General features: G+C 68.1%; 20 protein-coding genes. 16 read left to right on the forward strand and 4 right to left on the reverse strand.

All coding sequences use genetic code 11. From position 1 onward, the window contains the following. Positions 1-274: 274 nt before the first annotated feature. The gene (locus EPO52_RS09795) at positions 275-1,252 is read right to left on the reverse strand and encodes a sigma-70 family RNA polymerase sigma factor (protein ID WP_290805377.1); all 978 of its coding nucleotides are present in this window, start codon (positions 1,250-1,252) and stop codon (positions 275-277) included. 206 nt (positions 1,253-1,458) lie between these two features. On the opposite strand from EPO52_RS09795, the gene EPO52_RS09800 reads away from it, so the two are divergent. From EPO52_RS09800 to crcB, 5 genes are all read left to right on the forward strand, one after another. Next, the gene (locus tag EPO52_RS09800) at positions 1,459-2,169 is read left to right on the forward strand and encodes a hypothetical protein (RefSeq protein WP_290805379.1); all 711 of its coding nucleotides are present in this window, start codon (positions 1,459-1,461) and stop codon (positions 2,167-2,169) included. Positions 2,170-2,235: 66 nt separating this feature from the next. After that, entirely contained in the window at positions 2,236-3,057 is an 822-nt protein-coding gene (locus EPO52_RS09805; RefSeq protein WP_290805381.1) for a YcnI family protein, read from the forward strand. Continuing rightward, positions 3,054-3,806: a copper resistance CopC family protein gene (locus EPO52_RS09810; protein ID WP_290805383.1), complete on the forward strand. Its 753-nt coding sequence runs from the start codon at positions 3,054-3,056 to the stop codon at positions 3,804-3,806. Before EPO52_RS09805 ends, EPO52_RS09810 begins: the two co-directional genes overlap by 4 nt. Before the next feature lie 189 nt (positions 3,807-3,995). Then, complete coding sequence (locus EPO52_RS09815) at positions 3,996-4,541, forward strand: CrcB family protein (RefSeq protein WP_290805385.1); 546 nt, start codon at positions 3,996-3,998, stop codon at positions 4,539-4,541. Continuing rightward, complete coding sequence (crcB, locus tag EPO52_RS09820) at positions 4,538-4,918, forward strand: fluoride efflux transporter CrcB (protein WP_290805387.1); 381 nt, start codon at positions 4,538-4,540, stop codon at positions 4,916-4,918. The genes EPO52_RS09815 and crcB overlap by 4 nt, the downstream gene beginning before the upstream one ends. 10 nt (positions 4,919-4,928) lie before the next feature. Here the strand turns inward: crcB and EPO52_RS09825 are convergent, their stop codons facing one another. Continuing rightward, positions 4,929-6,314: an MFS transporter gene (locus EPO52_RS09825; protein ID WP_290805390.1), complete on the reverse strand. Its 1,386-nt coding sequence runs from the start codon at positions 6,312-6,314 to the stop codon at positions 4,929-4,931. Between the two features lie 102 nt (positions 6,315-6,416). On the opposite strand from EPO52_RS09825, the gene EPO52_RS09830 reads away from it, so the two are divergent. From EPO52_RS09830 to EPO52_RS09875, 10 genes are all read left to right on the forward strand, one after another. Beyond that, entirely contained in the window at positions 6,417-7,838 is a 1,422-nt protein-coding gene (locus EPO52_RS09830) for a trypsin-like peptidase domain-containing protein (protein WP_290805393.1), read from the forward strand. Positions 7,839-8,059: 221 nt separating this feature from the next. Next, complete coding sequence (locus tag EPO52_RS09835; RefSeq protein WP_290805396.1) at positions 8,060-10,984, forward strand: Ig-like domain-containing protein; 2,925 nt, start codon at positions 8,060-8,062, stop codon at positions 10,982-10,984. Between the two features lie 175 nt (positions 10,985-11,159). Continuing rightward, a complete protein-coding gene (locus EPO52_RS09840) occupies positions 11,160-12,062 on the forward strand; it encodes a hypothetical protein (RefSeq protein ID WP_290805399.1) in 903 nt (300 codons plus the stop codon). A 68-nt stretch (positions 12,063-12,130) separates the two neighbouring features. Beyond that, on the forward strand, positions 12,131-13,195 hold the full coding sequence (locus tag EPO52_RS09845; protein WP_290805402.1) for a hypothetical protein: 1,065 nt from the start codon (positions 12,131-12,133) through the stop codon (positions 13,193-13,195). A gap of 173 nt (positions 13,196-13,368) precedes the next feature. Further along, positions 13,369-15,234 carry a molecular chaperone DnaK gene (gene dnaK / locus EPO52_RS09850; RefSeq protein ID WP_290805405.1) on the forward strand — a complete coding sequence of 622 codons (1,866 nt, stop codon included), beginning with the start codon at positions 13,369-13,371 and terminating at the stop codon, positions 15,232-15,234. A 3-nt stretch (positions 15,235-15,237) separates the two neighbouring features. After that, positions 15,238-15,819: a nucleotide exchange factor GrpE gene (locus EPO52_RS09855; protein ID WP_290805408.1), complete on the forward strand. Its 582-nt coding sequence runs from the start codon at positions 15,238-15,240 to the stop codon at positions 15,817-15,819. Beyond that, positions 15,812-16,804: a DnaJ C-terminal domain-containing protein gene (locus EPO52_RS09860; protein WP_290805410.1), complete on the forward strand. Its 993-nt coding sequence runs from the start codon at positions 15,812-15,814 to the stop codon at positions 16,802-16,804. Before EPO52_RS09855 ends, EPO52_RS09860 begins: the two co-directional genes overlap by 8 nt. Before the next feature lie 92 nt (positions 16,805-16,896). Then, a complete protein-coding gene (locus EPO52_RS09865; protein WP_290805413.1) occupies positions 16,897-17,322 on the forward strand; it encodes a MerR family transcriptional regulator in 426 nt (141 codons plus the stop codon). 31 nt (positions 17,323-17,353) lie between these two features. Continuing rightward, positions 17,354-18,007, forward strand: coding sequence for a hypothetical protein (locus EPO52_RS09870; protein WP_290805416.1), 654 nt, complete (start codon positions 17,354-17,356; stop codon positions 18,005-18,007). A gap of 59 nt (positions 18,008-18,066) precedes the next feature. Further along, positions 18,067-19,188: a methyltransferase gene (locus EPO52_RS09875; RefSeq protein ID WP_363339907.1), complete on the forward strand. Its 1,122-nt coding sequence runs from the start codon at positions 18,067-18,069 to the stop codon at positions 19,186-19,188. Positions 19,189-19,264: 76 nt separating this feature from the next. Here EPO52_RS09875 and mptB read toward each other — a convergent pair whose 3' ends face one another. Further along, positions 19,265-20,761 (reverse strand): polyprenol phosphomannose-dependent alpha 1,6 mannosyltransferase MptB, encoded by a 1,497-nt coding sequence (gene mptB, locus EPO52_RS09880; protein ID WP_290805419.1) that lies wholly within the window; start codon positions 20,759-20,761, stop codon positions 19,265-19,267. Between the two features lie 128 nt (positions 20,762-20,889). Here mptB and EPO52_RS09885 point away from each other — a divergent pair, with 128 nt between their 5' ends. Continuing rightward, positions 20,890-23,040, forward strand: a complete 2,151-nt coding sequence (locus EPO52_RS09885) for an AAA family ATPase (protein WP_290805422.1) — start codon at positions 20,890-20,892, stop codon at positions 23,038-23,040. A 142-nt stretch (positions 23,041-23,182) separates the two neighbouring features. Here EPO52_RS09885 and EPO52_RS09890 read toward each other — a convergent pair whose 3' ends face one another. Beyond that, a complete protein-coding gene (locus EPO52_RS09890) occupies positions 23,183-23,782 on the reverse strand; it encodes a nitroreductase family protein (RefSeq protein WP_290805425.1) in 600 nt (199 codons plus the stop codon). Positions 23,783-23,861 lie beyond the last annotated feature (79 nt).

Below are 23,861 nucleotides of genomic sequence, written 5' to 3' on the forward strand. Positions count from 1 at the left end.
GATAGGGCGGCGATGAGAGCCGCTATTGGTCCCAGGAGCGCGGCTCCCCCCAAGACCGCAATCGAGGTGAGCATACGAAGCCGGGACCGTCGCTGACCGTCCGCCTGGACCTGCGCAAAGGCGGGGGGTGGCCTGTGTAACGACATACGACAACGATATCAGAAAGTGAGTAAAGATCAGACAGGTCGCACATGTCGCTTGACTGCCCGCCTTCAAAAAGCGGGAGCCACCCCGAAGGGCGGCTCCCGCTGTGAACGCCGTGAAAAGGAGCGGATCAGGCGATGAGATAGTCGTGCAGCGACTCGTCGCGCAGCATGCCGAGAGCCCGGCGCTGGATCTGCCGTGCACGCTCACGCGACACCCCGAGCACCTCGCCGATCTGGTCGAACGACATGGGGTCTGCTCCATCGAGCCCGAAGCGCATGCACACCACCCGCGACTCGCGCGGGGGGAGCGTGGCCAGTGCCACCTCGAGGTCGTGATGCTGCAGCGATGCGGCTGCCGCATCGAAGGGCTGAGCCTGTGTGGTGTCCTCGATGAGGTCACCCAGTTCGGCATCGTCGTCTCCGACGGGCGTGTGGATCGACACCGTGTCGCGCCCGTGACGGATGAGTTCCTGCACCTTCTTGGGCGGCAGGTCGACGGCCGAGGCCACCTCGTCGATGGAGGGCTCGCGGCCGAGCTCGATCATGAGCCGGCGCTGCATGCGCGTGATCGATGAGATCTTCTCCGAGGTGTGCACGGGGATGCGGATGATGCGGCCGCTGTCGGCCAGCGCCCGGTTGATCGACTGCTTGATCCACCACGAGCCGTAGGTCGAGAACTTGAACCCGGCCTGGTAGTCGAACTTCTCGACCGCGCGCACGAGACCGATGTTGCCCTCCTGGATCAGGTCGAGGAACGGGAGGCCGCGTTCGAGGTAGCGCTTGGCGATCGAGACCACCAGGCGCAGGTTGGCCTGGATGAGCATCCGCTTCGCCGCTTTGCCGTCGCGAGCCAGCCACTGCAGCTCACGGCGGAGCGAGGGCTCGAGGTCGCCGTTCTCGGCGAGCTTCTCGTCGGCCAGCACTCCTACCTCGATGCGGCGGCCGAGGTCGACCTCGTCCTCGGCGGTCAGCAGTGCCGTGCGGCCGATCTGCCGGAGGTAGTCCTTCACGGGGTCTTCCGATGCCCCACGGATGTCACTGAGCCGCGCCAGGGGCTCGGCATCGTCGATCTGGGGGGCGGTTGTCGTTGCTGCTGAGGCTGACATGTTCATCTCCGTTGCTACTCCGACTTATTCGACATCCCGGTCGTTCGACAGACTAGCTATCTAATGCGTGTCCCCCAAAATGGGGTGCGTGGGGGTTGACAACCGGTGTGCAACAGTGCGAAGCGCTCGTGCAGGTTTTCTTCAGGCGTGCGCCCGGCCTCTAGGCTGGACGCGGCGACGGTGAGTCGCCCGTCGGAGGGACCGGGATGAACGGCAGAGGGATGCGCGTCGCGCGCGGTCTCGCCGCGGCCGGCATCGCCACCTTCGTGGCCGGCTTCTCGCACGCCGCGGCTGGGGGAGGCGCTCCAGGAGGGGCCGGCCTCGCCCTCGCCCTGGCCTTCTCGGCGGTCGTGTGCGTTCTGCTCACCCGTCGCTCCCTGTCTCTGCCGTTGCTCGCCGTGTCGGTGGTGGTGAGTCAGTTCGCGTTCCATCTGCTGTTCGAAGTGGGGAACGGGGGATCGATGGCCGCCGGCTCGTTTGCCTCCCTCGAACACGCCGGGCACCACGGGGGGACCGGGGGAGGAGCCCAGGCGCTCGCCGCATCCGCTGTCTCCGTTCCCACCTCGTCGCACCTGCACGACTCGGGATGGATGTGGGTTGCGCACGCCGTGGCCGCCGTCGCCACCATCGCTCTGCTGCACCGCGGCGAGCGGATGCTGCGGCACCTGCTCACGCTCGCACGCACTCCTCTTCAGGGTGGCCTTCGTGCGGCGCGGATCCGTTTCGCCGCTGCCGTCGCGCTGGTCGTGCCGGTCGCCGCACGGGAGGTGCGGGCACGACTCCGCGCCGCGGTGCGCCTCGCCCTCGAGTCCGCCCGTGTGCACGCGGTCGATCGATTGGCGGAGTGCGGGATCGTGTTCGCGCGACTGCGACACCGCGGTCCTCCTGTTCCGCAGGCGGCGTTCTCCTCGGTCTGATCTCCGGTCGGGCCGGCGCCGCTCTGCGCAGCTTCGACCCATCGATCATCAACCTGAGGACCATCCATGCAGAAGAACACCTTCGCGCGCGCCGGAAGAACCGGCGCCGCAGCCACCGCAGTCACCCTCGCAGCCTTCGCTCTCGTGCTCGCCGCACCGCTCTCCGCGTCGGCGCACGTGCACGTCGACCCGGGGCAGGCCGCGCCCGGCGGCTACAGCACCCTGACCTTCAAGGTGCCGAACGAGTCGGCGACCGCCTCGACCACGTCTGTCGTGGTCGACCTGCCCACCGACACCCCGCTCACCTACGTGGCCTACCAGCCGGTTCCGGGTTGGACGGCCGTCGTCACGACGGCGGCGCTGCCCGCTCCCGTGACGGTCGGTGACGCCACCATCACGGAGGCGGCGGTGAGTGTCACCTGGACGGCCGACGCCGGGAGCGGCATCGCCGACGGGCAGTACCAGCTGTTCCCGATCTCGGCGGGCCCGATCCCGGATGTCGGCAGCATCGTGCTGCCAGTGCACCAGATCTACTCCGACGGCTCGGTGGTGGACTGGAACGAGCCGACGCCTGCCTCGGGGGAGGAGCCGGAGCATCCGGCGCCCACTCTCTACATCAACGAGGCCCCGCCGGCGGATGAGGATGCGGGCTCCGCATCGGTGACGCCGACGGATGCAGCGGGTGCGGGTTCCGGATCGGAGTCGGCTTCGGCGCCGGCGGCCTCGGTCGCTGCCGATGCGGCCGCGACGAGTTCGCTCGCCCTGGGCCTCGGCATCGGCGGCTTCGTGCTCGGAGCGGCCGCACTGATCGTGGCCGTCGTGACATCCACCCGACGCCGGTCGTCTCCGGCCGGCGAGGCGCCGGGCTCCATGGAGGAATCGAAGTGAGTCGCGTCGGTTCGCGTCGTCGCGGGGCGCTGATCGGCGCCGCCGTGCTCGCCGCGGTGGCGGGCGGAGTGCTCGGCGGACTCGGTGGTGTCGCGGGTCTCGTGGGGGCGCCGGATCGTGCATCCGCCCACGACTTCCTCGAGTCGACGAACCCGGCGGCCGACGCCGTGGTGACCGACGCGCTCGACACGGTGTCGCTCACCTTCAACTCGGCACCGCTGGCCGACGGGGCCGCCGCCATCGCGATCGAGGTGCGGGATCCCAGCGGGGCGAACATCGCCACGGGCCCGGTCGCGATCGTCGATGCCACCCTGTCGGTGCCGGTGGCGCCGACGGCTGTGGGGGTGCACCAGGTGCTCTGGCAGACCGTCTCGTCAGACGGGCACCCGGTCTCGGGTCAGTACACCTTCGACTACGAAGGCCCGCTCGCCGTGCCGACCCCGGATGCGACCCTCGCGCCCACCGGCACCGCCACCGTGACGGCAGCACCGACGGCGACGGCCACGCCCGCGTCGACCGGGACCGCCGCGGCGGACACCGGGACCGCCGCGGCGGACACCGGTGCCGCCTCGGGCTCCTCGGGCGGCGGTGTCACTCCGCTCGTCTGGGTGGGCATCGTCTCGGCTGCGGGCGTGCTCGCGGTCGTGCTGGTGGCAGCGCTCCTGGTGGCGCGTCGCCGGCCGGCGGCCACCCCTGAGGCGCCGCCGGCCGAGCCTCGCGCGCCGGAATCGGAGCGCGAGGGCGACTGACCGCGCTCCGCGGGCACCGAATCGCATAAGAAACAGCACCTTCAGCGCCATAGTGTCGATGAGGGGCCGTTTTCTTATGCGATTCGGCGCCCACCGTCGTGTCCGCGCGGGGCCGCGGGGCTGATTAGGCTGAACGAGGCTTCACGAACCCGCCGACCGGCGGGCCGCGGATTCGACCGAAAGGGTGGCATGGACGCGGGCGATCACAAAGCCGAGCTCCCGCTCGACAGCGACTCCGACTATTCCGCGCCCGGCTCCGCGTCGGCTCGGGCTCGCCCGTTGCACCTGCGGCTCGGCTTCCTGGCCCTCGTGGCGGCCGGAGGCATGGTGGGAACCGCCGCACGGATCGGGGTGACCCAGATCGTGGACCGGTTCGTGGCCACGACCGACGGCTCGTTCCCCCTCGCCATCTTCGGCATCAACATCGTCGGTGCCTTCGTGCTGGGGCTCCTGCTCGAGCGCCTGGCCCTCCGCGGACCGGATGTCGGCGCTCGCCGCATCACCCGGCTCCTCGTCGGCACGGGCGTGCTCGGCGGCTTCACGACCTACAGTGCACTCTCGGCCGACAGCGCCGAGCTGCTGACCGACGGCGGACTCCTCATCGCCCTCGTCTACGGCGTCGCCACCGTTCTGCTCGGTGCCCTCGCGAGCTGGGCCGGCATCGCGCTCGGTGCCCACTCCGCACGCCGCCCCGGTGCCCGCCCCGAACACGGCTCACCCGGGAGTGCACGATGACGCCACTGCTCTTCCTGGCTGCGGCCGGGGCCGGTGGTCTCGGTGCCGCGACCCGCTTCTTCGTCGACGGCGTGGTGCGTGCGCGCATCCGCTCGTCGTTCCCGGTGGGCGTGATGCTGATCAACGTGAGCGGGTCGTTCCTGCTCGGGCTCCTCACCGGGTTCGCGCTGTCGCACGTCGTGTCGACCGAGTGGTTGCTCGTGCTGGGCACCGGGTTCCTCGGCGGCTACACCACCTTCAGCACGGCCAGCTTCGAGACGGTGCGACTGCTCCAGACCGGGCGCTACCGCGCGGCACTCACCAACGGGTTCGGGATGCTCGTCGCATCCGTCGCCCTGGCCACTCTCGGCCTCTGGCTGGGCACCCTCGCAGCCTGATCGCCGCGCGTCAGCGGCCGGCCGGCTGGGGCTCGCGCTCGGCGGTGTCGATCGTCGACTTCACCGGGATCATCAGGAGCAGACCCACGAGCAGCACCAGCACGATGCCCAGGATTCCCCAGTACTGGGCGTTCGCGCCCGGCCCGAGCACGGCGACCCCGATCGAGATGAAGAGGGTGAACATGAGCGGGGAGAGGAAGGTGGCCGCCTTGCCGGTCGTGGCGTAGAGGCCGAAGATCTCGCCGTCCCGACCCGCAGGGATGCGCCGCGCCAGGAACGAACGGCTGGCCGCCTGCGCCGGGCCGACGAAGGCGGCCAGGGCGAGGGCGAACACCCAGAACACGGTCTGGCCGCTGTCGTGCAGCACGAAGATCACGGTGCCGCAGATCACGAGCCCGACGAGCGAGGTGACGATCACGGGCTTCGCCCCGAAGCGGTCGTCGAGCAGGCCCACCAGGATCGTGGATGCCCCGGCCACGACGTTGGCGGCGATGGCGAAGATGATCACCTCACCCGACGAGAAGCCGAACGATCCGGCGGCGAGCACGCCGCCGAACGTGAAGACGCCGGTGAGCCCGTCGCGGAACACGGCGCTCGCAATGAGGAAGTAGAGGGTCTGCCGGCTCTCGCGGTAGAGGCTGCGGATGTCGCGGAAGAGGATGCGGTACGACTCGAGGAACCCGACCCGCTTCGCCTTCGGGACCCCGCTCTCCTTCGCCGAGCGGTACTCCGGCACCGACAGCAGCACGGGCAGCGCGAAGATGCCGAACCAGATGGCCGACGCGAGCACGGTCACCCGCACGGGCAGGCCATCGGTCGACGGCACGCCGAACAGGGCGGTTCCGCCGATGGGATTGATGAAGCCGAAGTACACGATGAGCAGAAGCACGATACCGCCCACGTATCCCATGCCCCAGCCGAATCCCGAGACCTTGCCGATGGTCTTCGGGGTCGACACCTGCCAGATCATGGCGTTGTAGTTCACGCTCGCGAACTCGAAGAACACGGTGCCCGCCGCGAGGAGGAACAACCCGAGCCAGAGGTAGGAGGCATCCGGTGCGACGAAGAACATCAGCGCCGACAGCGCCACGACGATGTAGGTGTTGACCGCCAGCCAGAGCTTGCGCCGGCCGCCGCGATCGGAGCGCTGGCCCGTGATCGGCGCGAGCAGCGCCACGAGCACCCCGGCGATGGTCATGGCGATTCCGAGTTGCGCTGACACCGTCGTCTCGCCCCCGAACGAGTCGCTCGTGAGGTAGACGGTGAACACGAAAGTGGTGATCACGGCGTTGAAGGAGGCGGAACCCCAGTCCCACAAGCCCCAGGCCAGAACGTGCCGGCCCTTGGGGCCGACGGCCGGAAGAGCAGTGTCGTGGGGTATCACGCCGTCGGTCATGCAGCCACAGTAGTGGCCGACGGTGAACAGCGGGTTGCAGGTCATAGCCGAGTCATAGCCCGGGCACAGCGCACCCTCTGGCGCGGCGGCTGAGATGTGGTCATGACGAACAGCCCGGAGAGCCGCGAACCCCAGAACACCGTCGACGAGGCAGCCCGCAGCGGCCTCGTGATCGCCCACACACCGGAGGGCCCGGTCGTGTTCCGGGCGACACCCACGACTCCACCCGCAGGCGGCCGCCGGTCGGCCCGACGACGACGACTCGGACTGGTCGGCGCTCTCGGTGCGTTCGGCATCGCCACGGCCCTCGTCATCGGTACTGCGGCGTACGCGAACCAGGAGACGGGTTCGGCGACGGCCGCCGCCGATGCCTCGGGCTCGGCGACGGCCGTGGTCGACGGTGGCGTTCTGCCGTATGGCTCCGGATCGGGCAGCTCGAGCTACGGCTACGGCAACCTCTACGGGCGCGGGGGGTCGAGCGGCGGCTCCTCCACTGCGACCGGCGGAACCGGAACGGCGTCAGAAGCCGTCGCGGCGACCGCGGAGCAGACCGCGGGCGTGGTCACGATCGTCTCCGACCTCACCTACCAGAGTGCGCAGTCGGCCGGCACGGGCATCATCCTCACCTCTGATGGCCTCATCCTCACCAACAACCACGTGGTGGAGGGCTCCACCGCCATCGAGGTCACGGATGAGCTCACGGGCGCCACCTACACCGCCACCGTCGTGGGTACCGACGCCACGCACGACATCGCGGTGCTGCAGCTGCAGGATGCGAGCGGCCTCACCACCGCCTCCCTCGGCGACAGCGACTCGGTCACCACCGGCCAGGCCGTGACCGCGGTCGGCAACGCGGAGGGCACCGGCGACCTCGTGGCCGCATCCGGAACCGTGACCGCGCTCGACCAGACCATCACCACCCAGAGTGAGTACGGCGTGTCGGGCGAGACGCTCGAGGGCCTCATCCAGGTGAACGCCGACATCGTCTCGGGCGACTCGGGCGGGCCGTTGAAGGACGCCTCGGGCGATGTCGTCGGCATCGACACCGCTGCCTCGTCGGGCTCGGCGCAGGTCACCGGGTTCGCCATCCCCATCAACACGGCGCTCGACATCGTGGCGCAGATCGAGCAGGGCGTCGACACCGAGACCATCGAGATCGGCTACCCGGGCTTCCTCGGGGTGTCGGTGGCGCAGAGCATCACGGGTACCGCGGGCTCGGCGGGCGCTTCGGGTTCTGCGTACGGGTACGGGTACGGATCGCGTTCCTCCGGCACATCCGCGGGAACCTCGAGCTCCGGTGCCCTGATCGCCGGCGTGATCGCCGGAACCCCGGCAGCGGATGCGGGCCTCGCGGCGGGCGACACCATCACCTCCGTGAACGGCACGGCCGTGGCATCCGGCGCGGCGCTCTCGGCTCTGCTCGCCACCATGGAACCGGGCGAGACCGTCACCCTGGCCTGGACCACCGCTGCGGGCGCCACCACCTCGGCCACGGTCACCCTGATCGCGGGCCCGGCCGCCTGACTCCGTCCCACCCGCGACGCGCCCTCCCTGACGTTTCGCGCCCGTCATGACGGGCGCGAAACGTCAGGGAGGGCGCCGGCGTTATTCCGCGCCGCCTCCCCCCCCGGCTTTCTGTGAAGTCAGGGGGTTTTGCGCTCGCCGCTTGAGTCCTGAATCAGCAGTACGTATATTACTGAGAATTATTCAGTAACTACCCTGCTGTCTCGAAGGACCCGTTATCCATGAAGTATTCCATCGCGCTCACTGCGATCCTCTGTGTCGGAGCGGTGGCCGGCAGCGGCCTGTCGGCTGCGTCCGCCGTTCCGACACCTCAGTCGCCGTCACCCGCGGCTCCTGCCTTCGCCGTTCTCCGACCTGTGTTCGAAGCCCCTGGCCCTGCTCTCACCGCGGTGGGAATGGGCCAATCCTTCTCGGGAGACGGGCACTACACGGTCTTCGAGTCCGACGAGTTGCTCACCTACGACGCCACAGGCGATCAGCGGCACGTGTACCGCCGCGATACGGCTGACGGCAGCGTCGTGCTCGTTTCGCGTCGGCAGCGACCAGACGCCCCCATAGGCGCGTCGTACAACGCCTCCATCTCCGATGACGGCAACTGGATCGCTTTTCAGACCACCGACGTCGGCGTCTTCGCCGACGATCCCGAGCAGCGCGGCTCGTTGCAAATCGCACTGGCGGACATGTCGACGGGAGAGGTCATTCGAGTCTCGACGCCGCGCGGGGCCGTGCCACCGCCCGTCACCCCGACGCCCTCGCCTTCGTCCACGCCATCACCGACACCGACGCCTACACCATCACCGATACCGACCCCGTCTGCCACACCTGTTTCTCCGGCCCCAGTGATGCCGACACCCACACCGACTGCGTCGCCGTCGCCGACGCCGACGCCCTCGCCGACACCCGCCCCTGCGTCGTCCGACGAGGAGCCCTTCGCGGTCAACAAAGATGCGATGGTCTCGGCCGACGGAAGCCGGGTGGTCTTCACCTCGACCCAGCGGGGCGTGAACAACGTGGGCGCAGCCACGACCGACGAACCGACGATCGAGCTGTTCGACCGGGAGTCGGGCGACATCCGCAATGTATCCGCGGGCATTCCGATGGTCGACGGTGCCACGGCCACCGCGATGGTCGCGGGCGAGCCGGTGCTCTCCGGCGACGGCCGCTTCGTCGCCTTCACTGCAGCACCGGCCGAACCCGATCCTCTGCCTGATTCAGCCTCGACCGCCACCCCGACGGCGTCGCCGGATGACGAGCCGGGCTCCTGGAGCGGAATCTATCGCTGGGATGCCGAAGCCGACACGGTCGAGGTGGTGAGCCCTGCGGCCCCTGTAGCCGATGGCACCGTGCCCGCCGTCGATGGCAATTCCTACCTCCCGACCATCTCGGCCGATGGGCAGAAGGTCGGCTTCATCTCCGGTGCCACGAATCTGCTCGGGCCCGACGAACTCCCCAAGACCGCCAATCAGATGACGGATGCCTACGTACGCGACTTCGGAGCCGGCGCGACGCGCCGCGTCTCCCTGGCCATGATCGACGAAGCGCAGCCGGAACAGCCCGACTCGCACGGATTTTCCCCATCGGTCGTGCGAACCCGCCACTGGTTCGAGCCGTGGGTGTCGACCACTCGCATCAGTCTTGCCGCGGACGGTCTCAGCGCCGTGCTGACGTCGATGTCGCCGCTCGTGGAGATCCACGGCGACTGCGTCGGCTGCCAGAACTTCATCGACGCGAACAGCGCGCTGGATGTCTACCAGGTGCGCCTGACTCCGGATTCCCGCCCACGCGACGTCGTGCCGATCTCGGCGAAACGAACTGATCAAGATCCGGGCAATCACAGCGTGGAAGCCTTCCTGCACGAATCGACCACGCCAGGTGGCGACTCGATCGCCGATGGCCGCACTCCGACCACCGCGGATGGCAGCCAGGTGGCCTTCGCGTCGCTGGCTGGAGATCTTCGGGGCATCACCGGCATCACCGTCATCGACCGCACGCCGCCGGCACCGGGCAATCCGTATGGCACGGCCACTGCATGGCTCCCGCTGTACGTCGACGGAGGCGAGCCAGACGGCCACACCGAGCCGGTGCGTGCATTCACCGCCGACGCGGACGCGTTCAACGCGCACCTCCACGTTCCGGCAGGACTGCAACGTGTGCTCGAGACGAGGCCTCGCGAGACCGTCGACTACGAGACACGTATCACGGCACTTCCCGCCCTCGGCGCACCGGCGCGCACCACCGCGACCAGTGGTTTCGGTGTGGCATCGGTGACGCCTGGTCAGACCGGCGTCTCCTACGCGATCTCCGTGACGGCGCAATCGGCAGGCTCGGCCGAGCTGGTCCTCGATCTCACGCAGTTCGCACTGGCAGCGGAAGCCGTGGTCCCATCCGGCTGGACACGGGCGAAAGACGAAGCCGCGGGCCTCGTGACCTACACGAATCCCGCGGTGGCCACTGGAGATGTTGTGACCTTCTCCCTGTCGATGAACAACACGAACACGCATCTGAACGCGAACTCCGCGTCGATCACGGCGTCCGTGAATGGGCTGGCCACCACCACGAGTGCTTCAGTCGCTGTGCGGCCGACGCCACCGGCATGCACGCAGCCTGCCGCGGCGACACCGGTCATCGCAGGAGTGAAGACGACTTTGCGCGACGTGCAGTGCCTCGCTCCCGGGCTCGTCCTTCGGGCCACCGCGGCTCACGGAACTGTGACTGTTGGAGCGGGGGGAACTCTCACGTACACCCCGGATGCCGCCTACCGCGGCGACGACAGCATCGCCGTCGCTACCGTGGACCACTATCTCCGGGTCAGCGATCCGAGCTCGATCACGGTGGTCGTCGCGGCCCCGCCGACCGCGACGGATGACTCCTACACGACTGCGGTCGGCGCGACGCTCGACGTCCCCGCCGAGCGCGGAGTGCTCGCGAACGATGTCTTCCCGACCGACCGCTCGACTTGGCGCATCCAGGAGGGTGCTCCTCCGCTCCACGGAACACTCGCGATGGATGACGCCACGGGCGCTTTCCGCTTCGTCCCTGAATTCGGATTCCACGGCACGACTTCGTTCCGCTATGTCGTGGGCGGCGCCGGCCCGGATGCCGGGTCGCGCACGAACGTGGCTACGGTGACGATCCATGTGGGCTGAGCGGCGCCGCCGGACTGTCGGCGGCAAAAGCAGGCAGGCGAGCGCTCTCGTCGGATTCGTCGCCCTCACTCTGCTCGTATCGACTCTGCTGCCGAGCGGCCCTGCGCTCGCGGAGGCATGCAGTTCGGGGCGAGGCCTGCAGCCTCGCGTGCTTGAGACGGATACGCCGGGTCGGGTGGAGAAGCAGTACTGCATGGGCGGTGAGTGGACCACCTACATGGTGCTGCAGTACGACACCTCCGCCGCGAGCAGCTCGTATTTCGAGACCGTCGAAGATCCGTTGAGCCTGAACCTCAACATCGACGCACGGTCGTTCTTCGAACTGAAGAACTATGACCCTTACGCGATCGTCACGGCGTTCAGAGAGAGGCTCGCGAAGGGTATCGAACTGACCACCGACGAACGGGCGGCCGCACGGTTGGACCTGGCGAGCGCGAAGGTCCAAGCGCTGCTCATGCGTCAGGACATCGACAGGGTGAGATCGTGCACGGCTCGTCCCTTGCTCTACAGCAAGGGTGCTCTCGCGAGGGGGTTCTGGCGGACTCCGCGGGGCGTTACCACTGACGGTGTGTCGCGCATCACGTATGAGATGGACTCGACGCTCAGCGACCGCGCCAAGGTCGCGATTCTGAACGCCATCGATCAATACCATTTCGCTGTAACGTCCCAGGACTCTGCCTTGGCCTACCCCGAAGACATCGTGCCCCGCGACCCAACAGACCCGCGACCGGCGACGATCACCTTCAGCTCTCGCGCCATTCCGAGAGTCGGTGATAGGTTGACCCTCGCCGAGACTCGCCCGGTGACCTACGCTGATGCGGATCATCGATGGGGAACGGGCCGAATCGACATCAACAGTCAATGGATGAACGTGATCACACCCTGGCTTATCGGTCACGAGATCGGCCACGTCATGGGCCTCGAGCATCTTCCCGGAGGTGACTTCGGCACCATGGACACTGTCGTGTTCGGTGGTTCGACCCCGAGGCCGGTCTGGTCTCCGGAATCGGGCCCACTGGATGTGCGTGGCGAAGCGTTTGATGCATGTATGTTCACTCCGGCGATCCGCCCACAGTGAGTGCCGCGATGCGGAAGAGAAGAAGACGAAGCGCACACCTGACCGACGGATTCGAGGGAATGATGCGCATGGCCAGGGGCGCCGGCGTGCGTGCGTGCGCGGCGACCTTCGCTGTGCTGCTCAGCGCGTCGTGCGTGCTCACGGGGACTACCCCGGTGTTCGCGGATGCGTGCGAATCCGGGCGAGGCCTGCAGCCTCGCGTGCTTGAGACGGATACGCCGGGTCGGGTGGAGAAGCAGTACTGCATGGGCGGTGAGTGGACCACCTACATGGTGCTGCAGTACGACACCTCCGCCGCGCGCAGCTCGTATTTCGAGACCGTCGAAGACCCGTTGAGCCTCAATCTCAACATCGACGCACGGTCGTTCTTCGAACTGAAGAACTACGACCCGTATGCCATCGTCGACGAATTCAAGGCCCGGATCGCGAAGGGCATCGAGTTGACCGGCGACGACCGAGTCAAGGAGCGTCTCGCTCTTGCCACCACGAAAGTGCAGGCGCAGCTCGATCGCGAGGCGCTCACGGCGAAGGAGAGCTGTCGCGCCCGTTCCGTTCTCTCGTCGCATGCCGGTCTGATGACTGGCGTGGACTGGCTGCCGCCGGTCGGGAACGGCCCTCCCGGCACGTCGCAGATCACCTACGAGATCTCGGCCGACATGCTTGCGGCGGCACAGGCGGCAATCCTCAACGCGATCGACCAGTACCACTACGCCGTCATCTCGCAGGATTCCGCGCTGACGTATCCCTCAGACATCGTTCCTCGACAGCCATCCGATTCCGCGCCGGCCACGATCCGCTTCACCTTCACGCCGAGCGACGGGGAGAGCAACTGGATCGCTCGCGCCGACATCGACCAGGAGCAACACGTGTTGGGTGTGGCGAATCGATGGGTGTCCGGCGAGATCGAGGTGAGCGCTCTGGGCCTCGAGTACTTCACACCGGCGTCCGTCGGTCACGAGATAGGGCATGTCATGGGGATCGATCATTCCGCCAGAAGCATCGGAGGAACTATGGATGCTCGATCGGCGCAGCTGCGGGATCCTCCCTGGACCCCGACGACGCGAGCATCCGATCCGCGGAGTGTCGCGTTCGACTCGTGCATGTTCCTGCCCGCGGACAGACCGATGTGGTGACGCGCACCTGAGCGGGAATGCTGAGCGGCTGCTGAGAGTTGAGCCATACAGACTCAAGTTTTCACGAACGAACTTGACGCGGCCGAGGCCGAGTGGAAAACTTGCAGTCACAAGGCTCAAGTCTTGACAAGCTTCGAACAGCTCAGCAGAACCAATCAGAAGGAGACAGCCACATGGCTCGTGCAGTAGGCATCGACCTCGGAACCACCAACTCGGTGGTCGCCGTTCTCGAAGGTGGAGAGCCCACCGTCATCGCGAACGCGGAGGGATTCCGCACCACACCGTCCGTGGTCGCATTCACGAAGGACGGCGAGGTTCTCGTCGGCGAGACCGCCAAGCGGCAGGCCGTCACCAACGTCGACCGCACCATCTCCAGCGTCAAGCGCCACATCGGCACCACCTGGACCGCCGACATCGACGGCAAGAAGTACACCCCGCAGGAGATCTCGGCCCGCATCCTCGCGAAGCTGAAGCGCGACGCCGAGTCCTACCTCGGAGACACGGTCACGGATGCGGTCATCACCGTTCCCGCCTACTTCAACGACTCCGAGCGCCAGGCCACCAAGGAGGCCGGCGAGATCGCGGGCCTCAACGTGCTGCGCATCATCAACGAGCCCACCGCGGCCGCGCTCGCCTACGGCCTCGACAAGGGCAAGGAGGACGAGCTGATCCTGGTCTTCGACCTCGGCGGCGGCACGTTCGACGTCTCCCTCCTCGAGGTGGGCAAAGACGACGACTTCTCGACCATCCAGGTGCGCGCCACCTCCGGAGACAACCGCCTCGGTGGAGACGACTGGGACCAGCGGGTCGTCGAGTACCTGATCAAGCAGTTCAAAGACACCACCGGTGTCGACGTGGCGAACGACAAGATCGCCAAGCAGCGTCTGAAGGAAGCCGCGGAGCAGGCCAAGAAGGAGCTCTCGTCGGGCATGTCGGCCAGCATCACGCTGCCGTACCTCTCGCTCACCGAGAACGGCCCCGCCAACCTCGACGTCACGCTCAGCCGCGCCAAGTTCGAGGAGCTCACGAGCGACCTGCTCGCCCGCACCGAGAAGCCCTTCAAAGACGTGATCGCCGAGGCCGGCGTGTCGGTCAACGACATCGCCCACGTGGTGCTCGTCGGCGGCTCGACCCGCATGCCCGCCGTGGTGGAGCTCGTGAAGAAGCTCACCGGCGGCAAGGAGCCCAACAAGGGCGTGAACCCGGATGAGGTCGTCGCCGTCGGCGCCGCCCTTCAGGCCGGCGTTCTCCGTGGCGAGCGCAAAGACGTGCTGCTCATCGACGTCACCCCTCTGTCTCTCGGAATCGAGACCAAGGGCGGCATCATGACCAAGCTCATCGAGCGCAACACGGCCATCCCCACGAAGCGCAGCGAGACCTTCACCACCGCCGACGACAACCAGCCGTCGGTGGCCATCCAGGTGTTCCAGGGCGAGCGCGAGTTCACCCGCGACAACAAGAACCTCGGTACCTTCGAGCTGACGGGCATCGCCCCGGCGCCCCGTGGCATCCCGCAGGTCGAGGTCACCTTCGACATCGACGCCAACGGCATCGTGCACGTGTCCGCGAAGGACAAGGGCACCGGCAAGGAGCAGTCGATGACCATCACGGGTGGTTCGTCCCTCGCGAAGGAGGACATCGAGCGCATGGTGCGTGAGGCCGAGGAGCACGCGGCCGAAGACAAGTCGCGCCGCGAGGCGGCCGAGGTGCGCAACCAGGCCGAGACGCTCGCGTACTCGACCGACAAGCTCATCAAGGACAACGCCGACAAGCTGCCCGACGACGTGAAGACCGAGGTGCAGGCCGACGTCGACGCTCTCAAGTCCGCTCTCGCGGGTGAAGACGACGCCGCGGTGAAGACGGCGTTCGACAAGCTCAACGAGAGCCAGCAGAAGCTGGGCCAGGCCATCTATGCTTCTGCTCAGGCAGACGCCGCGGCCCCGGCCGAAGAGGCGACCGAGTCGACGCCGTCGAACCCCGACGACGACGTGGTCGACGCCGAGGTCGTCGAAGACGAAGACGAGCCGAAGGACAAGTAATCCATGACTGACGACAACACCAACGGTCGTCAGCCTGATGACGAGTCGGGCGCCTCTGAAGAAGAGACGCCCGACTCGGCCTTCATCCAGGCTGAGGGACCGGATGTCGAGACCTCGCTGAGCGATGCAGACCTGTCGTTCCTCTCGGGTCAGTCATCCGCCGACGAACTGGCGGCCGAGCGGCTCGCCGATCTGCAGCGGGTGACCGCGGAGTACGCGAACTACCGCAAGCGCACCGAGGCGAACCGCGAGATCGACCGCGAGCGTGCGGTCGGCGACGTCGTGAAGGTGCTGCTGCCGGTGCTCGACGACCTCGACCGGGCCGCGAAGCACGGCGACCTCGAGGAGGGTGGCCCGTTCACGGCCATCGCGACGAAGCTGCGCTCCGGCGTGGAGCGTGTGGGGCTCAAGCCCTTCGCCGAGAAGGGCGAGGAGTTCGACCCGCAGATCCACGAGGCGATCTTCCAGCAGCCGACCGACGAGGTCACCGCGCCCACGATCGCCGATGTGGTCGAGTCGGGCTACTACCTGGGTTCCACGCTGCTGCGCGCCGCCAAGGTGGTCGTGGCGGTGCCCAATGGCTAGCCAGGACTGGTTCGACAAAGACTTCTACAAGGTGCTCGGCGTGTCGAAAGACATCTCTGAGGCGGAGCTGAAGAAGGCGTACCGCAAGCTGGCGCGCAAGTATCATCCTGATTCGAACCAGGGCGACGCGAAGGCCGAGGCCACCTTCAAGGAAATCAGCGAGGCCTACTCGGTGCTCTCCGATGCGGAGCAGCGCAAGGAGTACGACCAGATCCGGGCCATGGGTTCGGGTGCGCGCTTCACCTCGGGTGGTCAGGGCGGCAACGGCGGTTTCGAAGACGTCTTCGGCGGCATGTTCGGCGGAGGCGGCGGCGGAGCCCGTGGCCAGAGCTACAGCTACCAGCAGGCGCCCGGCGGCTTCGACGACATCCTGGGAGGGATGTTCGGCGGCAGCCGTGGGGGTCGTGCCGGCTTCGGCGGCGCGTACGGCCCCACGAGGGGCCGCGACGTCACGGCGCGCACCACCATCGACTTCATCACTGCGGTGAAGGGCGACACCATCAAGCTCCAGACGGCGGATGGCAAGCCGATCACCGTGAAGATCCCCGCCGGCGTGGCCGACCAGCAGAAGATCAAGCTGCGCGGCAAGGGCGAGCCGTCGCCCGATGGTGGCGAGGCCGGAGACATCGTCCTCACGGTGTCGGTGCGCAAGCATCCAGTGTTCGAGCGCGATGGCCTGAACCTGCGCGTGAACGTGCCGGTCACCTTCGTGGAGGCCACTCTCGGCGCCACGATCGAGGTGCCGACGCTCGGCGGCGCTCCGGTGAAGCTCAAGGTCGCTGCGGGCACGCCTTCTGGCCGTGTGCTGCGCGTCAAGGGCCGCGGGGTCGAGTCGTCGAAGGGCAAGGGCGATCTGCTCGCCGTCGTTCAGGTGGCGGTTCCGTCGCACCTGACGGCCGAGCAGCGTGAAGCGCTCGAGGCCTTCCACGCGGTGGAACCCCCCGAGAACCCCCGCACCGAACTGCTGGCGAAAGCCCGCGAATAGCGAACACGGGTGCGACTTGCCACTCGTTGTGGCAAGTCGCATCCTCACCCCACATCAACAGGCAAGTCGACCCAGGAGAGGAGAGCATCCGGATGGCTGACGTCGACGAGAACTCCCCGCTCTTCGCGATCGCCGTTGCGGCCGAACTGGCGGGCATGCACCCGCAGACTCTCCGGCAGTACGACCGCCTGGGGCTGGTCAGCCCCACCCGCACCGCGGGCAAGTCGCGCCGCTACTCGATGCGCGACGTCGTGCAGTTGCGCGAGGTGGCCCGTCTCTCGTCGGAGGGTGTCTCCCTCGAGGGCATCGCGCGCATCCTGCAGCTCGAGAACCAGGTGTCGGAGCTGAGCGCCCGCGTTCGCGAGCTCGAAGGCGCGCTGGCCGACGAGCTGCTCAACCGTCCCGGCCGCCGCGTCTTCGCCGCGGGCGTGGAGGGTGAGGTCATCTCGCTGAAGCACGGCACCCGCACCCAGCGCCGCACCGAGCTCGTCATCTGGCAGGGCCCCGGAAGAGATTGACATTCCTCGGGAGACGCCCCATCCTAGGGCGATGACGAATCCTCAGGAAGCGGCCGGACAAAGGGCCGGTTCGCCGGCTCCGCGGTTCCGGCTCCTCCCGCGCGCACGGCGTGGCGCCCGTCTCGCCGGAGTGGGTGAGGGCGTCGTTCTCGGTGTGTTTCCTCTGGCGATCGGCGTGAGCTACCTCGCCGACGGAAACTACAGCGATGCGACGATGATCTCCCTCGGAATCATCGCGCTCGGCACTCTTATCGCTGCCTGGGTGGTGCCGTATTTCCTCGCGCGGACGTACCGCGTGGGCCGTGCCGGTGCGGTGACCTGGGCGTCGCTCGCCATCACGACCGGCGCGGCGATCGTCACGGGAGCGATCGCGACGGCCGCCGCCGTGGCGGCCGTGCTCTTCGGTGTGATCGTGACCTGGAGCGGCCTGTTGTACCAGCCGTCGATCGTGGTCGCGGTGGTCGTCACCATCCTCATCCCGGTGCTCGTGGGCGCCCTCGTGACTCCCGCACTGGCGCGCGTCCTGAACGCGAGACAGGCGGAGCGCATCGTGCACTCGGAGGGTGCCGCCGAGCAGGTGTGGCACAGCGCGGCCGCTTCAGCCGGGTCATCCGCCGACATTCCGTCCCCCACTGCCCCGGCACTCGAAGCCCCGAGCGCCGAGATTCCCCCGATCCGCATCTGATGACCGCCGTGCCCGTCGCGGGTGAGGGCGTGGCCGCGATGAACCCGTACGGTTGAGGAGTGACAGAGTTCTCCTTCGACGCGCTGCGACGGCATCCCGACGTCGAGGCCGACAACCTCTTCGCGGTCGACGCCAGCGACCGGCTCATCCTCGATGAGGCGTCGGAGGCACTCGAGGAGACGGTCGGTGACCCCGGCCGTGTCGTGGTGATCGGTGACAACTACGGTGCCCTCACGCTCGGAGCGGCCGCGGTACTCGGCATCCATGGCATCCGCGTGCACCAGGATGCCCGCGCCAGCGAACTCGCCCTCGCCGCCAATGCGAAACGCGTGACCGGCGAAGACCTGAGCGGCCGTTTCCGCATCCTGCCGCTCGACCGCGAACTGCTCGAGGGTGCCACCGTGGTGCTCCTCCAGCTGCCCCGCACCCTCGCCGCCCTCGACGACATCTCCCGAGCGATCGCGGCCTGGGCCGACCCGGACGTGGTGGTCTACGCCGGCGGGCGGGTGAAGCACATGACTCCCGCCATGAACGAGGTGTTCGGGGCATCCTTCGCCCAGGTCGTTCCCACGCTCGCCCGGCAGAAGTCGCGCGTGCTCGTGGTGTCGGGCCGTCGCGACGGCGTCGGGCCCGCACTGCATCGCCGGGAGCACCATCCCGACCTCGACCTCTGGGTCTGCGCCTCGGGCAATGCCTTCGCCGGCACGAAGCTCGACATCGGCACCCGCTTCCTGCTTCCGCACCTGCCTGAGATGAAGCCGGATGCCCGCACGGCCATCGACCTCGGCTGCGGCACCGGTGTGCTCGCCGCGATGCTCGCCCGCCAGCGACCCGCGCTGCGGGTGATCGCCTCCGACCAGTCGGCCGCGGCCGTGGAGTCCGCCAGGGCCACCATGGCGGCCAACCGCCTCGACGGCTCGGATCCGGCTGTGCGCCCCACACCGGTGGAGGTGGTGCAGGATGACGCCCTCAGCGGCTTCGACGACGGGTGCGCCGATCTGGTGCTGCTGAATCCGCCCTTCCACGTGGGCTCGACCGTGCACGCCGGCATCGCCCTCAAGCTGTTCGCGGCGGCCGGTCGCGTGCTCGCGCCGGGCGGTGAGCTCTGGACGGTGTTCAACTCGCACCTGTCGTACCGCGCCGCCCTGCACCGAGCGGTGGGGGCCCACGAATCAGGTTGACCGCAACGCCAAGTTCACCGTGATGGTGTCGACCCGGCGCTGATCGCGGGTCGAGAGCCGGGCGGGAAGAGCGGGCTCAGCTCGCTAACGACCGCGGTTGCAGCCGCACCCCGGCCACCACGGGCCTGCGCACGGCCAACTCGGTGGCCACGAGCACGAACGTCACGCCCGCGAGGGCGGTCGCGATCACGGCGACCGGGATGAAGGCCGAGCTGTCGAGCCGGGGAATCATGTCGAGCGGCTCCGCGAGCCCGATCAGCATGAAGAAACCCGTGGCGTAGACCACCGCGCGCAACTGCCAGAGCTGCCGGATACCGGCGATCGCGAACAGGGTGATCAACCAGAGGCCGTACCAGGGGTGCAGCACCGGCGACGAGAGACTCACGACGGCGAAGCATCCGGCGAGCAGCCAGATGGGGTCGGCGTGGCGCTTGGCGATGAGGAGGTAGGCGGCCGCCGCACATCCGAGTGCCAGCATGCCGAGTTTGACGGCGGTCTGCACGATGTCGCCGTCGAGCCCGACACCGTTGGCGAGACCGCCGATGCTGATGCCGAGGATGTTGGTGGGTGCGTACCAGGAGGAGATGCTGACGGGGGTGGCGAGCGCGCCGATCCAGCCGATGCCCACACCGATGCCCCAGCCCAGCACGGCGATGCCGCCGAGGGCGATGGCGGTGACCGCGATCCAGCGACGGATGATGACACCCCAGCCCGCGTTGCGGCCGGCCCAGATGAGACCGATGATCGGCAAAGCGATGATGGCGATGGGCTTGACGCCGATGGCGAGCGCGACGATGACGGTGCCGAGGATCGGCCGGTCTTTCATCGCGTAATAGGTGCCCGCCACGATGAGGCCGAGCATGAGCGAGTCGTTGTGCCCGGCGACGACGAAGTTCATCAAGACGAGGGGGCTGGCCGCGATGATCCAGAGCACGGCGGCCTGGTCGAGACCGCGGAGGCGGGCGATGCGCCAGGCGTAGTAGGCCAGCATCGCCAGGCCGGCGACGGCGATGAGGCGGAACGCGAGCACCGCGACCTCGGTCGGAAGCGGGCCGGTGGCCATGACCACGACTTTTTCGAGCCACACGAAGACGGGGCCGTAGGGGGTCTGCGTGTCGGCCCAGAGCGGGTCGACACCGATGCCGTACCAGCCGGGCAGGTCGGCCATCCCCGTGGTGTACGGGTTGAGGCCGGCGGCCATGAGACGGCCTTGGCCCACATAGGCGAACATGTCGCGGCTGAAGAGGGGGAGGGCGACGATGAGCGGCGCGCTCCACGCGAGCGCGGAGACGACGACCTGCGAGAGCCGGCCGGGGGCGTCGGGTCGCGACCGCGAACGGAGCAGATCGAGGCCGAGCGACAGCCATGCGGCGAGCAGCAGAACGGCGCCGACCACCAGGAGCATCGCGCAGATGCCCACGCCTCCGCGGGAGTTGCGGAGCACGTCGAACAGCAGCCAAGAGCGCAGCACGGAGTCAGGTCCGAGCCAACCGACGCCGAGCGAACCCAGCGCGATGAACACCGACCCTACGATCCCAGCTGCGAGACGTACACGAGGTGTGAGGACATGCACACCTCGTTCTTACCATGCCCACATGGATGAACGCCCATGACTAGCGCTCGGATAGAGGTTTGCGATAAACTTGAGCCAGGTCAACTCAAGTTTGAACACCCCGAAACAGAAAGTGAATTCCCACGACCATGGCTCAACAGGGACCCCAGAACGGCGACGAGCAGAAGAGCGCTCTCGAGCAGTACGGCGTCAACCTGACTGAGATCGCGGCGAGCGGCAAGCTCGACCCGGTCATCGGCCGAGACGCCGAGATCCGTCGTGTCAGCCAGGTGCTGACCCGGCGCACCAAGAACAACCCGGTGCTCATCGGTGAGCCCGGTGTCGGAAAGACGGCTGTGGTCGAGGGCCTCGCCCAGCGCATCGTGGCGGGCGACGTCGCCGACTCGCTGAAGGGCAAGCAGCTCGTCTCGCTCGACCTCGCGGCCCTCGTGGCCGGTGCGAAGTACCGCGGCGAGTTCGAGGAGCGGCTTAAGGCCGTGCTCAAAGAGATCAACGACGCCGACGGCCAGATCATCACCTTCATCGACGAGCTGCACACCCTCATGGGCGCGGGCGGCGGCGAGGGCTCGGTGGCCGCCTCCAACATGCTGAAGCCGATGCTCGCACGCGGTGAGTTGCGCCTCATCGGCGCCACCACGCTCGACGAGTACCGCGAGTTCATCGAGAAGGACGCGGCGATGGAACGCCGTTTCCAGCAGGTGTTCGTGGGTGAGCCCTCCGTCGAAGACACCATCGCCATCCTGCGCGGCCTCAAGGAGCGCTACGAGGCGCACCACAAGGTGGCCATCGCGGATGCGGCGCTCGTGGCGGCCGCATCCCTCTCCAATCGCTACATCCCCGGGCGGCAGCTGCCCGACAAGGCGATCGACCTGATCGACGAGGCCGCATCTCGACTGCGCATGGAGATCGACTCGGCGCCCGTCGAGATCGATGAGCTGCGCCGCAGCGTCGACCGGCTCAAGCTGGAGGAGCTGGCCTTGAAGAAGGAGAAGGACGACGCGTCGAAGGAGCGGCTCGCCACCTTGCGCGAGACGCTCCGGCAGCGCACATCCGTTCTCCAGGAGTTGCAGGCGCGCTGGGATCGCGAGCGCGCAGCCCTCAACCGGGTCGGTTCGCTCAAGGAGAAGCTCGACAACGCGCGCATGCGGGCCGAGCGCGCTCAGCGCGAGGGCGACCTCGAGCAGGCGTCGCGGCTGTTGTACGGCGAGATCCCCGTGATCGAGCGCGACCTCGCCGAGGCGGAGGCCGCGGAGGTGGCCGCCGAGGGCGAGCAGCGCATGGTGAACGATCAGGTGGGCGCGGATGACATCGCGGCGGTCATCGCGGCCTGGACGGGCATCCCGGTCGATCGTCTCACCCAGGGCGAGACCGAGAAGCTGCTGAATCTCGAGGGTGAACTCGGCCGCCGCCTCATCGGCCAGAAGTCGGCCGTGCGGGCCGTGGCGGATGCCGTGCGCCGGTCGCGCGCCGGCATCGCCGACGAGAACCGCCCCACGGGTTCGTTCCTCTTCCTCGGCCCCACCGGTGTGGGCAAGACCGAGTTGGCGAAGGCGCTCGCCGAGTTCCTCTTCGACGACGAGCGTGCTCTCGTGCGCATCGACATGTCGGAGTACGGCGAGAAGCACTCCGTTGCGCGGTTGCTCGGTGCCCCTCCCGGGTACATCGGGTACGAGCAGGGCGGTCAGCTCACCGAGGCGGTGCGCCGCCGGCCCTATTCGGTGGTGCTGCTCGACGAGGTGGAGAAGGCGCATCCCGAAGTCTTCGACGTGCTTCTGCAGGTGCTCGACGACGGGCGGCTCACCGACGGGCAGGGGCGCACGGTCGACTTCCGCAACACCATCCTCATCCTCACGTCGAACCTGGGGTCGCAGTACCTCGTCGATCCCGCGCTCACGAACGAGCAGCGCGAGGAGTTCGTGCAGGCGGCGGTTCGGCAGGCGTTCAAGCCCGAGTTCGTGAACCGGCTCGACGACATCGTGGTGTTCCAGGCGCTCACCGAAGAAGATCTCGCGCAGATCGTGTCGCTCTACGTCGACCGGCTGTCGCGCCGGCTCGAGCAGCGGCGCCTCCACCTCGCGGTCACCCCGGATGCGCGGGGCTGGCTCGCCGAGCGCGGCTACGATCCCATCTACGGTGCGCGTCCGCTGCGGCGGCTCATGCAGCACGAGATCGACGACCGGTTGGCCACCGCGCTGCTCGCAGGTTCGGTGCGCGACGGCGACACGGTGCTCGTGGGGCTGGCTCCGGGCGGCGACGCTCTCACCGTGGCGGCCCAGTAGGGCGGTCGGTTCGGACTCCGCCTCTCCGCCGGCCCCCGACAACGCCACACGAGGCGGCAACCCACCCCGATACGGGTGCGGTTGCCGCCTCGTGTGTGCGAATCCGCGGGGCAGGCCGACGGGTGCCGGCCCGGTGGAGGGGCTACTCGTTGACGAGCACGATCTCGTCGAGCGGGAGCCGGGTGCGGGGGGCCACCTCGCGGGCGCGGAGGGTGTCGTCGGGGAGCGCATCCGGAGTGTCGAGAAGGCCGATCGCGCTCACCGTGACGGGCACCACGTTCTCGGGCAGGTCGAAAGCGGCCTTCACCGCGTCGACGTCGAAGCCGCCCATCTGGTGCACGTGCAGGCCGTCGTGGTGCGCCTGCACCGAGAGGTGGGCGAGTGCCTGGCCGAGGTCGTACTCGGCCCAGCGGCGCGGGGTGCCCTCGGCATCGGAGAGCTCGACGGCACCCACCACGAGAACCGCGGCGGATCCGGCCCACACCGCGTTGAAGCCCATCAGGCTCTTCTCGACGAGCTCGAATGCACGTGAACCGCGACGGGCCACGATGAAGCGGGCCGGCTGCGAGTTGGCGGCCGACGGCGCCCACCGGGCGGCCTCGAGCGCTGCGGTGAGCAGCGACTCGTCGATGGGGGTGGCCTTCTGGAAGGAACGGGGGCTCCAGCGCTCCGCGAGGGCGGGGTGGATGGGGGTGCTGGTCTCGGCGGCGCGGGAACCGGCGGGGGTGTCGATGATGGTCATCACTGTTCTCCGATTGATGAGGGGTGGCGCTGCACATCATCGGGCAGTGATTCCGTCAAACGGACCATGGTCCGTTCTG

It is taken from the genome of Herbiconiux sp. (assembly GCF_004297105.1).
In the GTDB taxonomy this organism is placed as follows: Bacteria; Actinomycetota; Actinomycetes; order Actinomycetales; family Microbacteriaceae; genus Herbiconiux.

Bases quoted from the DNA above. Each gene is read 5' to 3' on its own strand.
- EPO52_RS09795 (WP_290805377.1), bottom strand. From the start codon at position 1,252: ATGTCAGCCTCAGCAGCAACGACAACCGCCCCCCAGATCGACGATGCC.
- EPO52_RS09800 (WP_290805379.1), top strand. From the start codon at position 1,459: ATGAACGGCAGAGGGATGCGCGTCGCGCGCGGTCTCGCCGCGGCCGGC.
- EPO52_RS09805 (WP_290805381.1), top strand. From the start codon at position 2,236: ATGCAGAAGAACACCTTCGCGCGCGCCGGAAGAACCGGCGCCGCAGCC.
- EPO52_RS09815 (WP_290805385.1), top strand. From the start codon at position 3,996: ATGGACGCGGGCGATCACAAAGCCGAGCTCCCGCTCGACAGCGACTCC.
- crcB (WP_290805387.1), top strand. From the start codon at position 4,538: ATGACGCCACTGCTCTTCCTGGCTGCGGCCGGGGCCGGTGGTCTCGGT.
- EPO52_RS09825 (WP_290805390.1), bottom strand. From the start codon at position 6,314: ATGACCGACGGCGTGATACCCCACGACACTGCTCTTCCGGCCGTCGGC.
- EPO52_RS09830 (WP_290805393.1), top strand. From the start codon at position 6,417: ATGACGAACAGCCCGGAGAGCCGCGAACCCCAGAACACCGTCGACGAG.
- EPO52_RS09835 (WP_290805396.1), top strand. From the start codon at position 8,060: ATGAAGTATTCCATCGCGCTCACTGCGATCCTCTGTGTCGGAGCGGTG.
- EPO52_RS09845 (WP_290805402.1), top strand. From the start codon at position 12,131: ATGGCCAGGGGCGCCGGCGTGCGTGCGTGCGCGGCGACCTTCGCTGTG.
- dnaK (WP_290805405.1), top strand. From the start codon at position 13,369: ATGGCTCGTGCAGTAGGCATCGACCTCGGAACCACCAACTCGGTGGTC.
- EPO52_RS09855 (WP_290805408.1), top strand. From the start codon at position 15,238: ATGACTGACGACAACACCAACGGTCGTCAGCCTGATGACGAGTCGGGC.
- EPO52_RS09860 (WP_290805410.1), top strand. From the start codon at position 15,812: ATGGCTAGCCAGGACTGGTTCGACAAAGACTTCTACAAGGTGCTCGGC.
- EPO52_RS09865 (WP_290805413.1), top strand. From the start codon at position 16,897: ATGGCTGACGTCGACGAGAACTCCCCGCTCTTCGCGATCGCCGTTGCG.
- EPO52_RS09870 (WP_290805416.1), top strand. From the start codon at position 17,354: ATGACGAATCCTCAGGAAGCGGCCGGACAAAGGGCCGGTTCGCCGGCT.
- EPO52_RS09885 (WP_290805422.1), top strand. From the start codon at position 20,890: ATGGCTCAACAGGGACCCCAGAACGGCGACGAGCAGAAGAGCGCTCTC.
- EPO52_RS09890 (WP_290805425.1), bottom strand. From the start codon at position 23,782: ATGACCATCATCGACACCCCCGCCGGTTCCCGCGCCGCCGAGACCAGC.